Below are 12,075 nucleotides of genomic sequence, written 5' to 3'. Positions count from 1 at the left end.
ACTACCGCTTCCGGACAAACACCGTCCCCGCCGAATAGCCGGCGCCGAAGCTGCAGATCAGGCCTTCGTCGCCCGACTTGAACCCGTCGTGGTGCAGGTGGAAGGCGATGATCGAGCCGGCCGACGAGGTGTTGGCGTACTCGTCCAGGATGATGACGTTCTCGCCCGGCGCCGGATCGCGGCCCAGCACCTTGCGCCCGATCATCTCGTTCATGTTGATGTTGGCCTGGTGAAGCCACATGCGCTTCAGGCCGTGCGGATCGACGCCGATGTTGTTGGCGTGCTCGACGATCATCTCGCTGACCATGGGCACCACCTCGCGGAAGACCTTGCGGCCTTCCTGCACGAACAGCTTGTCCTTCTGACCAATGCCTTCCGGCGCGGCGTTGTTGAGGAAGCCGAAGTTGTTGCGGATGTTGTTGGAGAACTGGGTCTTCAACCGCGTCCCGAGGATGTCCCATCCCTTGCCCTCGGGGACGTCCTCCGCCCGCTCCACGATCACCGCCGTGGCCACGTCGCCGAAGATGAAGTGGCTGTCGCGGTCCTTGAAGTTCAGGTGGGCGGAGCAGATCTCCGGGTTCACCATCAGCACCGCCTTGGCCGAGCCGGTGGCGATGAAATCCGCCGCCGTCTTGATGCCGAAGGTGGCCGACGAGCACGCCACGTTCATGTCGAAGGCGAAGCCGTCGATGCCCAGGGCCTGCTGCACCTCGATGGCCATGGCCGGATAGGCGCGCTGCATGTTCGAGGCGGCGCACAGCACGGCGCCGATCTCGCTGACCGGCTTGCCCCAGGCGGCGATGGCGTTCTTGGCCGCCTCGACCGCGATCTCGGCCAGGACGGAGATTTCCTCGTTCGGGCGCTCGGGGATGATCGGGCGCATGATCTCGGGATCGACGACGCCCGTCTTGTTCATGACGAAGCGCGACTTGATGCCCGAGGCCTTCTCGATGAACTCGGGAGAAGAGGGGCTCAGCGCCTGGACCTCGCCGGCCTCGATGGCGGCGGCATTGGCGGTGTTGAAGCGCTCGACGAAGGTGTTGAAGGCGTCGACCAGTTCGGTGTTCGAGACGCTGTGCGGCGGGGTGAACAGCCCCGTGGCGGCGATGACGGCTTGATGCACGAAAGACTTCCCGACGCCGCGCGCAGGCGCGGCTCACATTGGTTTTATGGCCCGATCAATAGCACGCCGGATAGCGCCGTCACGTGTCTGGATGTGGCCCGGATATGGCCGCGACGCCCCAATTAAGGCCGCAACCGCCCTTGGCAGGTCGCGTTTGGCTGCGAACCAGGGGCGTCCCGCGAGGGACGAACTGGGGTGCTGTTCGAGTAGAGTGAGTACAATAAAAATGAAGTCTCTCATGATCGCGGCTAGCGCCGCTGCTTTCGCCGCCGCCATCGTTCCGGCCGCTGCTTCGGCCCAGGCCATGGGCGGGACCACCATCTACGGCACGGCCGGCGTCGCCAGGTCGGGCGTAGACGGCGCCGACCTCGGCTCGGTGCAGGGCCGCATCGGCGCCCGCTTCGGCCAGTATTTCGGTGTCGAGGGTGAAGCCGCCACCGGCGTCGACAAGGACCACAGCTACGTGGGCGGCGTGCGCGTGAAGCGCGACATCGACCACCAGATCGCCGGCTATGCGGTGGGCTATGTGCCGATTCAGCCGAACCTCGACCTGTTCGCCCGCGTCGGTTACGGCAACACGCAGATCAAGAGCTCCGTGGCCGGCATTGAGAGCGAGGCCGACGGCGATTCCTGGAACTACGGCGCGGGCGCCCAGTACTTCTTCGACGAGAAGAACGGCGTGCGCGTGGACTACACCCGCCACGACTTCAAGAACGACGGCGGCAAGGCCGACGTCGCCTCCGTGGCCTACGTCCGCAAGTTCTAAACCCGATCCGGCCGCCCCTTCCCGTTCGCGGGGAGGGGCGAGCCCTCCATCGAACTTGACGCTGCCGTCACCGTGACCGAGGCTCCCCGTTCAAGGGGAGGAAAGCGTCGCGTGAACAAGGCGCTGCTCATACAGCTTTTGACGTCAGCCGGCATGGTCGCCGGCATGGTCGCTGTCGCCTGGTGGGCGAAGATCGCGCGGCCCACGCCGCCGCTGGACGAGACCGCCGTCCGGACGCTGCTGGCCGACGACTTTCCCGACATCGAACCCGATCAGGTCTGGATCGCAGACCAGGGCCGCGGCGCCGTGGCGCGCGCCGGCGACAAGGCCCTGGTCCTGTTCCGCCTGGGCGACGGCTATGTGGCCCGCCTGGCGCCCTGGCGCGATGACTTCATCGGCGCGACCCCGTGGCCGCCCAAAGGGATGCGGGCATGAAGCCGGACATCGACCCCGTCACCCTGGCGGTGCCGTTCTTCGTCCTCGCCGTGGTGCTGGAGATCATCCTGGCGCGGTTCGGCAAGGCCAAGGCGGTCTATGAGCCGAAGGACGCCGCCACATCCCTGCTCATGGGTTTCGGCAGCAGCATCGCCGGCCTGTTCACCGGCGGCCTGATCTTCGCGACCAGCCTGTGGGTCTATCAGCACCGGCTGTTCGACATCCCGATGACCGCCATCTGGGCCTGGGTGGTGATCTTCTTCGCCGAGGACCTGACCTACTACTGGTTCCACCGCCTGTCGCACGAGCGCCGGTTCTGGTGGGCCAGCCACGTGAACCACCACTCCTCGCAGCACTACAACCTGACCACCGCCCTGCGGCAGACCTGGACCGGCGGCGTGGCGGGCACCTGGCTGCTGTGGCTGCCGCTCAGCTTCATCGGTTTCCCGCCGGCCATGGTGGCGATCCAGAAGGGCATCAGCCTCGTCTATCAGTTCTGGATCCATACCGAGGCGGTGAAGCGCATGCCGCGCTGGTTCGAGGCGGTGTTCAACACCCCGTCGCATCACCGGGTCCACCACGCCCGTAACCCACGCTACCTCGACGCCAACTACGCCGGCATCCTGATCATCTGGGATCGCCTGTTCGGCACCTTCACGCCCGAGACGGACGAAGAGCCGCCGCGCTACGGCCTGGTGCGCAACCTCGGCGGCTTCAACCTGCTGCACGTGGCGTTCCACGAATGGATCGGCATCGGCAAGGACCTGCTGAAATCCCGCTCCCCGCGTGAAGTGGTCGGCTACCTGTTCGGCCCGCCGGGCTGGAGCCCTGACGGATCGCGCGACACCTCGGCCAGCCTCAAGGCCAAGTGGCGGGCGCGGACGGGGCGGGACGGTTAGGCCCCAAGCGGCTTCATCAGGCGCGCCGCGCCTGAAACGCGGATGCTGGCGCCTTTCTCCGGCGTGATCTGGGCGAACAGGCGGGATTTCGCGCCCATGTCCTCGCCCTGGATGATCTCGATCGACCCGCCGTGCGGCCAGTCCAGGTCGCGCAGATAGCCGGAGAAGGCCGCCGCCGCCGCGCCGGTTGCGGGGTCCTCGTACACGCCGCCAGCCGCGAAGGGGTTGCGGGCGTGGAACAGGCGCTCGGTCTCGGCGTGGACCAGGCTGATGGTCACCCAGCCATGCTCCCGCATCAGCACCTGGCCCGCCGCCAGATCGTACTTCATGGCGGAAAGCGCCGCGCGGTCGGCCAGGGCCAGCAGCAGGTGCGCGGCGCCGCCATTGACCTGAGCAGGCGGGATGCGCGGATCGAGGTCGGCGGCCGTATAGCCGAACAGCGCCAGCGCCGCCTGGACCTGATCGGCCGTGGCCGGCGCGCTGCGGGTCGTCGGGGACTGCAAGGCGGCGGTCAGGCGGTCTCCGTCCCGGCGGCCTTCCACCGAGATCGCGGTTTCGTTCAACTGAAGCGGATAGACGCCGTCCCCATGGTTCAGGGCGAGCACCGCGCCCAGGGCGATGGTGGCGTGACCGCAGAACGGCACCTCCATCTCCGGCGCGAAATAGCGGGTGCGCCAGACCTCGCCTTCGCGGGCGGAGAAGGCGGTCTCCGAATAGCCGACCTCTGCGGCGACAGCCTGCATCTCTTCGGCGGACGGCAGGGTGTCGCACAGGACGACACCGGCCGGATTGCCTCCGGCGTCACCATCGGAAAAGGCGGCGACATTGGCGACATTCATGGCAAGGCTCCAGCTGACAGGGCGCTTCGCCTACCAGCGTTATGGTCGCGGTTGAAGTCAGATGCGATGAACGCGCTGATAGCGAAGCTACAGCAGGGGCAGCGACAGGCCGAAGGCCGGGCGGGCGGCCAGGGCTTCGCGGCGGAAACGGAACAGCTCGGCGGGGCGCCCGCCGGTCTCCACGTCCAGCCGGCCCAAGCCTTCCACCAGATCCGTGCGCTCGACCACGCGGCGGAAGTTCTGCTTGTGCAGGGCGACGCCGGCGATGGCCTCCACCGTGCGCTGCAGGGCGCTGAGGGTGAATTCCGTCGGCATCAGTTCGAAGACGACCGGGCGATACTTCAGCTTGCCGCGCAGACGGCCCAGGCCTGTGGCCAGGATGCGGCGGTGGTCGGAGATCATCGGCTCGCCGAAGGCCGGCGACAGGGCGGCGGGCTCGGCGGCGGGGCGTCCCTGGTCGCGAGCCAGGTCGCGGGCGGCTTCCGGGGCCAGGCCGGCCTCGTACAGCAGCTCGTAGCGCTCCAGCACGCGCTCCTCGTTCCATGGGGCGCCGTCCAGGGCGAAGTGGATGCGGATGCGCGACAGCCGGCTTTCATCCTGTCCGGCCCAGGCGCGCAAGGCGGGGGCCAGGGCGTCGTCGATGGCTGCGGGCCGCCCCTCGCGCCAGTCCTCCCAGGGGAAGAAGCGCGACCAGGGGGCCCAGGCCGTGTCCGCCTTGGCGCCGGCGGCCGAGGGCGTGAGCGCCAGATAGCCGACCGAGACCACGCGCGCCGCGCCGGCCCCGACCTCGGCCCGGGGAGCGTCGCGGCCCTTGTCGCCGAAGGTGTAGAGCTGCTCCACATAGCCGAGCTCGAAGCCCGTCTGCTCGGTCACGAAGTCCCGCAGGGCCAGTTCGAAGGTGCGGTCGATCTGCGGATTGAACGGGCCGAACGGCAGGCCCGCCAGGGTCGAGGTGCGGTCCGTCACCGCGTCGTGTGGCCGGACGGTCAGGACAACCGCCTCGCCGTCGCGGATGGCGACCGTGACGGCCGACAGTCCGATGACGACGGAGGGAGACTCGACCGGGGTGCTCATTCGGTCTCGTGCGCGGCGGCGACAGGTTCGAACCCGGCGGCCTCGGACAGGACGTGGAAGCGGTGGACGTAGCGTTCCTGCGCCTCGCGGGCGGGCTGCGGGTCGATCACCAGATTATACCCGGCCGGCGGCGCGCCGAAGAAGCCCAGGGACTCCTCCACCGAAAAGCCCGCCAGTTGCGTCGCCTCGAAGAAGGCGCAGGCGCGGTCGGCCTGCTTGATCAGCTTCTTGATCTCAACCGGGACCTTCGGCGGCAGGCCGAAGCGGATGTGGATCGCGTCCTCCAGCTTCGCCTCGAAAGCCTTGTAGCTCACGCCCAAGGCCGCCTTAAAAGGCGAGATCATGTCGCCGATCACGTACTCCGACGCGTCGTGCAACAGGGCGGCCAGGCGCCACTTGGGCTCCAGGTCCGGTCGGATGTGGACGGCGATCTCTTCGACCACCACGGAGTGCTGGGCCACCGAGAAGCCATGCTCGCCGATCGTCTGGCCGTTCCAGCGGGCCACGCGCGCCAGGCCGTGGGCGATGTCCTCGATCTCGATGTCCATGGGCGAGGGATCGAGCAGGTCCAGGCGCCGGCCGGACAGCATCCGCTGCCAGGCCCGGGGTGGCGCTTTCGTTCTTTGCAGCCCTTTCGCCACTTGATCGTTCCCATAGTGAAGGCTGTTGGCTTGGCCCATCGCTTGACGAAGATCAACGACGCGCCGGCTGTCGCCCACAACAAATGCCTCGAAGAGGAGAATGGATCATGAGCTGGGCGAGGATCATGGCGCCGCTGGCTGGCGGCAAGGGTGATGATGCGGTTCTGGCCGTCGCCGCCGCGGTGGCGGCTCCCTTCGAGGCGGAAGTGGCGGCTGTGCATACGCCCGCCGACGTGGCCGACCTGATGCCCTGGATGGGCGAGGGATTCATGGGCGGGGTTCAGATCACCGCCATCGAGAGCCTGAAGGAAGCCACCGCCACGGGCGAGCGCGCCGCCCGAACGGCCTTTGACGCCTGCACCGCCAAGACCAAGCGCTTCATCTCGCTGGAAAGCCCGGTCTGGGCGGGCCTGTCCATGCAGGGGCGCCTGTCGGACGTGGTGGTGTTCGATGACGCCGCCGCGCGGGGGCGCGGGCCCCTGGCCGAGGCGTTCCAGCAGATCGTCGCCGACGAGCAGCGCCCGACCATCGTCGCGCGCCCGAACTTCACCGCCACTGGCGTGGCTCTCGTAGCCTGGGACGGCGGCAAGGAAGCCAGCCGCGCCGCCCGCACGGCCTTGCCGCTGCTTCAGAAGGCGTCGCGCGTGGTGATTTTCAGCGCCCCGACGGCGACCTCGCGCAAGTTTGATCCGGCGGAGCTTCAGGCCTTCTACGCCGTGCGCGGCGTGGTGGCGGAGGTCCAGACGGGCGGGGAGGGGGGCGACGCCGCCTCCATTCTTCTCGATGCGGCCAGGCAGCTGGGCGCCAGCCTGATGGTGGCGGGCGCCTTCGGGCATCCGCGTCTGCAGGAATACATTTTCGGCGGCACGACCCGCTCCCTGTTGGGAGCCGAAGACGGTCCGTCGCTGTTCCTGTCTCACTAGTCTCCGCGCAGTCGCCGAATTCTCTCGGTTTCTGTCTCTCAATTCTCCACAAGAAGAAGGGAAGACCCATGACTCTTTCGCGCATCGTGATGCGGCTGGCCCGCAATCCTGGCACCGAATTCGCCGGCGGGGATGACCATCGCGGCTATGCACTGACAGCCCCGCTGACCAGCGACGGCATGTTGGACGAGGCAGCCTACGCCAAGGCGAAGGGCGACTGCACCGTCCGCCGCTTCGCCCCGGACGAGGACGCCGCTGACGGGCGTCTGGCTCGTAAGGGCAGCCGCTGGTTCTTCGACTATGACGGCGAGGATGATGGAGACGACGAACCGGTGCATCGCCTGGGCGAGCACCGCTTCGCGGTCGGTGAATATGTGACCGTGACCGACGAGGACGGCCGCCCGCTCACCTACAAGGTGGTGGACGTCCAGCCGGTCTGATCCGGCCTACTTCTCGTCGACGTTCATCCGCACCAGCTTCTTCATGCTGGAGAAGACCCCGTCCTTATCCTTGTTGTCGGTGTAGTCCCGGTCCTTGGCCTTGACCACGGCGACGACGAGGGGCCCGTTCGCCGGCCCGCGGGCCTCATAGCCGACCACATGCTGTTCCGGCGCATCGTCGCCGGCGGCCAGGATCAGGCTGGCGCGCACGGCGTTCTCGCCGAAGTGTTCGGCGCGGATCTCCGCCCCGTTCTCATTGGCGTTGATGTGAATGCCGGCGACGCGGACCTCGGCCGCGCCGCCGTCGCCGCCCTCGTCGTCATGGGCGGTGATGTGCAGGCCGGGCAGGTTGATCTCGGTGTGCTTGCCGCCCGGCGTGGGCTTGCGGACTTCGAACGGCACGATGGTGCGCAGATCGTTCTCGATGGGCGCCAGGGCGGCCTGTGCGCCTTCCGGACCCACGGGCAGGTGGCGGATGACCACCTCGGCGTCCTTCGCGGTGTAGGTGCAGGACTTGCCGTCCGGCGCAACGCTGACGCGGGTCAGCTCGCCCTGCTTGTCGGGGCATTCCAGACGCGCCTTCACGGTGGAGGCCTTGTCGTTCCAATGGTTGTTGCTGGGCTTCGGCGGCTTGCCGTCAGGACCGCAGGCGGCCAGGGCGAGCCCGGCGACGCACACGACTCCGGCCGTGAACAGGAACGAGCGTTTCATCGTTTCTTCCCCTCTCAAAACACGCCGCGAGGGTGCGGCGTGGCCGGGGGAGGGTCCAATGAAATTGCGGTAAGACTTGCCGGTGCAGCATTAAATCGCCGCAACGAAACTATGCGCCGGGGCGCCCCGAACCGCCTTCGCGACGGGCCAGGAAGGCCAGCCGCTCGAACAAATGGACGTCCTGCTCGTTCTTCAGCAGCGCGCCGTGCAGGGGCGGGATCAGCTTGGTCGGGTCTTTCTCCCGCAGGACAGCTTCGTCGATGTCCTCGACCAGCAGCAGCTTCAGCCAGTCCAGCAGCTCCGACGTGGAGGGCTTCTTCTTCAGGCCCGGCACCTTGCGCATGTCGTAGAAGATGCGCAGCGCCTCGCCGACCAGCTTGGCCTTGATGCCCGGGAAGTGGACGTCAACGATGGCCTGCATCGTCGCCTCGTCCGGGAAGCGGATGTAGTGGAAGAAGCAGCGGCGCAGGAAGGCGTCCGGCAGCTCCTTCTCGTTGTTGGAGGTGATGATCACCACGGGGCGGACAGCCGCCTTGATCGTCTCGCCCGTCTCATAGACGTAGAACTCCATGCGATCGAGCTCCTGCAGGAGGTCGTTCGGGAATTCGATATCCGCCTTGTCGATCTCGTCGATCAGCAGGACAGGGCGCGCCGGGGCCTCGAACGCCTCCCAGAGCTTGCCCTTCTTGATGTAGTTCTTGACGTCCTTGACCCGCTCCTCGCCCAGCTGGCTGTCGCGCAGGCGGGTGACGGCATCATATTCGTAGAGGCCTTGCTGGGCCTTGGTGGTCGATTTGATGTGCCAGGTCAGCAGCGGGGCGCCCATGGCCTTGGCCACTTCGTAGGCAAGGACGGTCTTGCCGGTGCCGGGCTCGCCCTTGATCAGCAGCGGCCGCTCAAGTGCGATTGCGGCGTTGACGGCGACCTTCAGGTCCTCGGTGGCGACGTAATCCTGAGTGCCTTCGAAACGGCCCATGCGATCGATCCAAACAAGTGTTCAACAGATCGCAAACTAAAGGGCGGCGCGGGACATTCAAGTCCCACGCCGCCCTGATCAGGCTTCAGCGTGGATCTAGTCGGCGCCGGGATTGATCGAGACCGGGTCGGAGGCCGGGAAGGTCTCTTTCAGCCCGTGATCGAGCTGCTTCTCCTTGTCCAGCTTGCTGGGCGGGAGGGGATTGGCGTCTTCGGCCTCGTCTTCATCGTCGTCGTCGAGGTCTTCATCCTCGTCGACCGTATCGTCGGCACTCAACTGGCGGATCGCGCCATCATCCGGCGCGGGCCGGAGCGGCAGCGGGTCATGAAATCGGTAGTCGACTTCGGGGGTCATGGGGCGACTCCTGGAGCTGGCGGGGACCGTCCCCGCCGCCCTGAATCAACCCGCTGACCGAACCTCAGTTCCTTGAACTACGAACTGAGTCAGCGCCTCACCGAGATGCTCCATGAACGGCGCCCAGTCTCTGAAGTCAGGGATGATGAAACAGCGGGCGCTGGGGTGCCACGGATAGTGGTCCGTTCCCAAGCGCGTCCAACTCAGACGCCCGGTAGTGATCCAGATCGGGGCGCCGCAACTGCCGGCGATCTGTGTGGTGGCGTTCGCACAGCCCATGATCAGGTCCATAGCGGTGCAGAGGGCGGCCAGGTCGTCGAGATCCTCCTTCAGATCGAGGCCCGGCGGCTGGATGATGTCGACGCCAAACTCGTTCTTGGCGATTGCGATCTCCTCCTCACAATCCCCGTACTGAAGATTGATGAACACGGCGCCGGGGACTGTCAGCACGGGCTTCCATTGATGGAATGGCGAGTAGCCACGGGCGCGGTCCCCATGGACTTTCAAGCTCTTCCATAGGATGCCGACCTTCGGACCGGCTGGCAGCGAGGAAAGCCAAGCCCGCCAGTAAGCTACGCGTTCAGGGTCAGCGGTGAGAAAGCCCGCCTGTGTCGGGAAGTCGTCCACCGACCGGCGGAATTCGCGCAAGAGCGAGCCAATGGGGGTCCAGTAATCGACATCCTCCCAGGTTTCGATCTCCAGAGAGCCCCGCGTGATGCGTCCTTCGAGACTGACCGTCTTGTGGTTCAGGATGCGAGCCGTGGGGAAGGAGCGCTCGAACAAGGGCTTCAAGCGTCGTTCTACAGCGATTGTAAGGCGACCATCCGGGCCCAGCGCCTCTATGACGTCGGGGATGACATTGGTGAACAGCACCTCATCGCCGATGCCTTGTTCCGTGTAGACGACAAGGTGTTTGCCAGCGAGATCGTCGCCAGGACGCCACCGCGTCGCCTTCGCGATGAACCGCGGAGCGTTTGTGTGCCCCGGCAGGAAGCGGGCTTCGTACGCTTCCCAGCCTTCCTCAAGACGTCCGCTCGCGATCAACAGCAGCGACCGCGAGAAATGCATGTTGTCGAGATCACTGGCGGAGCCGCCGAGACCGATGGCGGCGTCGCAGTCGGTCATGGCGCCGTCCATGTCGCCCAGGTCGAAGCGGGCGGCGCTGCGGTTGTAGAGCGCCAAGCCGAAGTCGGGACGCAGGCGGAGGGCTTCGTCAAAGAAGATGCGTGCGGTCTCGGAATCGCCCTTGTTCGACAAAATCGTGCCGAGCGTGTTCCACAGCATGTCGCTCTGAGGATGCTCCGTCAGGAACGGTTTGACGACATCGATAGCTTCGTCAAAACGGCCCATCTCCCGCAGAGAGGTCGCCATGTTGTTCGAGGCCTCGATAGATGCGGGGTCTCGCGACAGGTGAATGCTGTAAAGCTTGATCGCGATCTCGGGCATGCCGAGCCGGCCTGCCAACCGGCCCAGGTCCAACGCGATAGCGCCATCGTCCGGCAGCAGTTTCTGGGCGGCGTCGTAGCAGCGGAGTGAACCGCCGTAGTCGCCGATCTTCTCCCGCGCGATCGCTAGAACGTGCCAAGCAATGCCCTGATTGTTGTCGAGCTTGAGGGCGGCCAGCGCCAGCTTCTCGGCTTCATCGTAGCGCGCGGCCCGGATGGAGCTGATCGCCCGGCGCAGGATGTTCGGCATTTCCTGCTGTTTGAGATCCGCCACGGCCTTGCTGAGGCGTTCAAGGGCGGTTTTGGACGCGGAGTCTCCAATCTGCGGAGCTTTCGGCGACACCCAGCCGCCTACGGCCGCCACCTCAGTCGTGCCGAGCAGGGCTGCGTGGGATATCTGCGCTTTGCTGGAGGACATGGACGCTTTCCGATTCTCAAGTGACTCGAATCTGAATTGGCATGCTTAATTGATTGCTAAGGGGTGGCGCGTTGCGCAACTCGGGGAAACGGCTTGTTAACCACGTTTCGCCTAGTTCAGCCCCTGTCTGACGTGGCTGGAGGGAAGCTGTCTTGCCGTTGAAGTTGTCCTTGAAGCCGGGGGAGCGCTTCGTGCTGAACGGAGCGGTTCTGCAGAACGGCGATCGGCGGGCGACTGTGATTCTGCAGAACAAGGCCTCGGTTCTTCGTGAGAAGGACATCATGCAGGCCTCGGAAGCGGTTACGCCGGCACGGCGGATCTACTTCCCCGTAATGATGATGTATCTCGACGAGGGTGGCCTTGAGGCCCACTACGACGAGTTCGTCCGCCGAATGAGCGAGTTCATGGGGGCGATCAGCAATCCGACTGTGTTGGCCGATTGCGTAACCATTTCGAAGCATGTTCTGGCGAAGGAATTCTACAAGGCGTTGATGCTGAGCCGTCGACTGATCGAGTACGAGAACGAGAGGCTGGGGAATGTCCCTTCGGGCGTACCAACAAATAGCAACCAGCGCTGAGGCGCCTCGCGACATTGAGTACCGTCTGTTTGGCGAGGTGACGCGCGGCCTTATGGACGCGGCGGCTGGTTCGCGTGACGATATTCAGGGGCGCATGGCCGCCCTGGATCGCAATCGCAAGCTTTGGTCGGCCTTGGCGACGGACTGCTCGTCGTCCGCAAACAGGCTGCCCCCTGAGCTGCGGGCCTCGATCATCTCCCTGAGCCTTTGGGTCGCTCGTCACTCCAGCGCGGTGATGCGCAAGGAAGAGGAGTTCGAGCCTCTGATCGAGATCAATCGGGCGATCATGCAGGGCTTGTCGCAGCGAGCTGTAGCTTAAGGGTCAATTCGATCGTGGTGGTGTGATGCGGCGCGGGTTTCCCGCGCCGTTTTGCTTTCTGCTCGGCGAAATTTGCAGGCAGAAAGTGCCGCTAGCTCGGCAATATTTGCTGGCGATTTATTGCGCGCGCTGAA

At 65.7% G+C, this 12,075-nt stretch carries 14 protein-coding genes and 1 pseudogene; 7 read left to right on the top strand and 8 right to left on the bottom strand.

The window, feature by feature from the left end; translation table 11 throughout:
• Nucleotide 1: 1 nt before the first annotated feature.
• Entirely contained in the window at nt 2-1,123 is a 1,122-nt protein-coding gene (locus tag P7B02_RS12940) for a beta-ketoacyl-ACP synthase III (protein WP_277786767.1), read from the bottom strand.
• 238 nt (nt 1,124-1,361) lie between these two features.
• On the opposite strand from P7B02_RS12940, the gene P7B02_RS12935 reads away from it, so the two are divergent.
• The 3 genes from P7B02_RS12935 (at nt 1,362) to P7B02_RS12925 (ending at nt 3,223) form a co-directional block, all read left to right on the top strand.
• Nucleotides 1,362-1,889, top strand: a complete 528-nt coding sequence (locus tag P7B02_RS12935) for a porin family protein (protein ID WP_277786766.1) — start codon at nt 1,362-1,364, stop codon at nt 1,887-1,889.
• A 111-nt stretch (nt 1,890-2,000) separates the two neighbouring features.
• On the top strand, nt 2,001-2,324 hold the full coding sequence (locus P7B02_RS12930; RefSeq protein WP_277786765.1) for a hypothetical protein: 324 nt from the start codon (nt 2,001-2,003) through the stop codon (nt 2,322-2,324).
• Nucleotides 2,321-3,223, top strand: a complete 903-nt coding sequence (locus tag P7B02_RS12925; protein ID WP_277786764.1) for a sterol desaturase family protein — start codon at nt 2,321-2,323, stop codon at nt 3,221-3,223. Before P7B02_RS12930 ends, P7B02_RS12925 begins: the two co-directional genes overlap by 4 nt.
• Here the strand turns inward: P7B02_RS12925 and P7B02_RS12920 are convergent.
• The 3 genes and pseudogenes from P7B02_RS12920 to P7B02_RS12910 all read right to left on the bottom strand — a co-directional run bounded on the left by P7B02_RS12920 (nt 3,220) and on the right by P7B02_RS12910 (nt 5,777).
• Entirely contained in the window at nt 3,220-4,062 is an 843-nt protein-coding gene (locus P7B02_RS12920) for a PhzF family phenazine biosynthesis protein (RefSeq protein ID WP_277786763.1), read from the bottom strand. The genes P7B02_RS12925 and P7B02_RS12920 overlap by 4 nt on opposite strands.
• An 87-nt stretch (nt 4,063-4,149) precedes the next feature.
• A pseudogene (locus P7B02_RS12915) lies at nt 4,150-5,161 on the bottom strand (NUDIX hydrolase).
• Nucleotides 5,133-5,777, bottom strand: a complete 645-nt coding sequence (locus P7B02_RS12910; protein ID WP_277786761.1) for an HD family hydrolase — start codon at nt 5,775-5,777, stop codon at nt 5,133-5,135. Before P7B02_RS12910 ends, P7B02_RS12915 begins: the two are co-directional and overlap by 29 nt.
• Nucleotides 5,778-5,884: 107 nt before the next feature.
• Here P7B02_RS12910 and P7B02_RS12905 point away from each other — a divergent pair, with 107 nt between their 5' ends.
• Both P7B02_RS12905 and P7B02_RS12900 read left to right on the top strand, forming a co-directional pair.
• Complete coding sequence (locus tag P7B02_RS12905; protein WP_277786760.1) at nt 5,885-6,700, top strand: universal stress protein; 816 nt, start codon at nt 5,885-5,887, stop codon at nt 6,698-6,700.
• 68 nt (nt 6,701-6,768) lie between these two features.
• Nucleotides 6,769-7,140 (top strand): hypothetical protein, encoded by a 372-nt coding sequence (locus P7B02_RS12900; protein WP_277786759.1) that lies wholly within the window; start codon nt 6,769-6,771, stop codon nt 7,138-7,140.
• 6 nt (nt 7,141-7,146) lie between these two features.
• Here P7B02_RS12900 and P7B02_RS12895 read toward each other — a convergent pair whose 3' ends face one another.
• From P7B02_RS12895 to P7B02_RS12880, 4 genes are all read right to left on the bottom strand, one after another.
• On the bottom strand, nt 7,147-7,851 hold the full coding sequence (locus P7B02_RS12895; RefSeq protein ID WP_277786758.1) for a hypothetical protein: 705 nt from the start codon (nt 7,849-7,851) through the stop codon (nt 7,147-7,149).
• 109 nt (nt 7,852-7,960) lie between these two features.
• Entirely contained in the window at nt 7,961-8,827 is an 867-nt protein-coding gene (locus tag P7B02_RS12890) for an AAA family ATPase (protein ID WP_277786757.1), read from the bottom strand.
• Between the two features lie 96 nt (nt 8,828-8,923).
• Nucleotides 8,924-9,181 carry a hypothetical protein gene (locus P7B02_RS12885; RefSeq protein WP_277786756.1) on the bottom strand — a complete coding sequence of 86 codons (258 nt, stop codon included), beginning with the start codon at nt 9,179-9,181 and terminating at the stop codon, nt 8,924-8,926.
• 45 nt (nt 9,182-9,226) lie between these two features.
• Nucleotides 9,227-11,044 (bottom strand): tetratricopeptide repeat protein, encoded by a 1,818-nt coding sequence (locus P7B02_RS12880; protein ID WP_277786755.1) that lies wholly within the window; start codon nt 11,042-11,044, stop codon nt 9,227-9,229.
• A gap of 152 nt (nt 11,045-11,196) precedes the next feature.
• Between P7B02_RS12880 and flbT the strand changes: the two genes are divergently transcribed.
• Nucleotides 11,197-11,622, top strand: coding sequence for a flagellar biosynthesis repressor FlbT (flbT, locus tag P7B02_RS12875; protein ID WP_277786754.1), 426 nt, complete (start codon nt 11,197-11,199; stop codon nt 11,620-11,622).
• Entirely contained in the window at nt 11,582-11,941 is a 360-nt protein-coding gene (flaF, locus tag P7B02_RS12870) for a flagellar biosynthesis regulator FlaF (protein WP_277786753.1), read from the top strand. Before flbT ends, flaF begins: the two co-directional genes overlap by 41 nt.
• Nucleotides 11,942-12,075: the final 134 nt, after the last annotated feature.

The organism is Caulobacter segnis, assembly GCF_029543125.1.
In the GTDB taxonomy this organism is placed as follows: domain Bacteria; phylum Pseudomonadota; class Alphaproteobacteria; order Caulobacterales; family Caulobacteraceae; genus Caulobacter; species Caulobacter segnis_D.
This window is presented reverse-complemented; position numbering and strand designations above follow the sequence as displayed.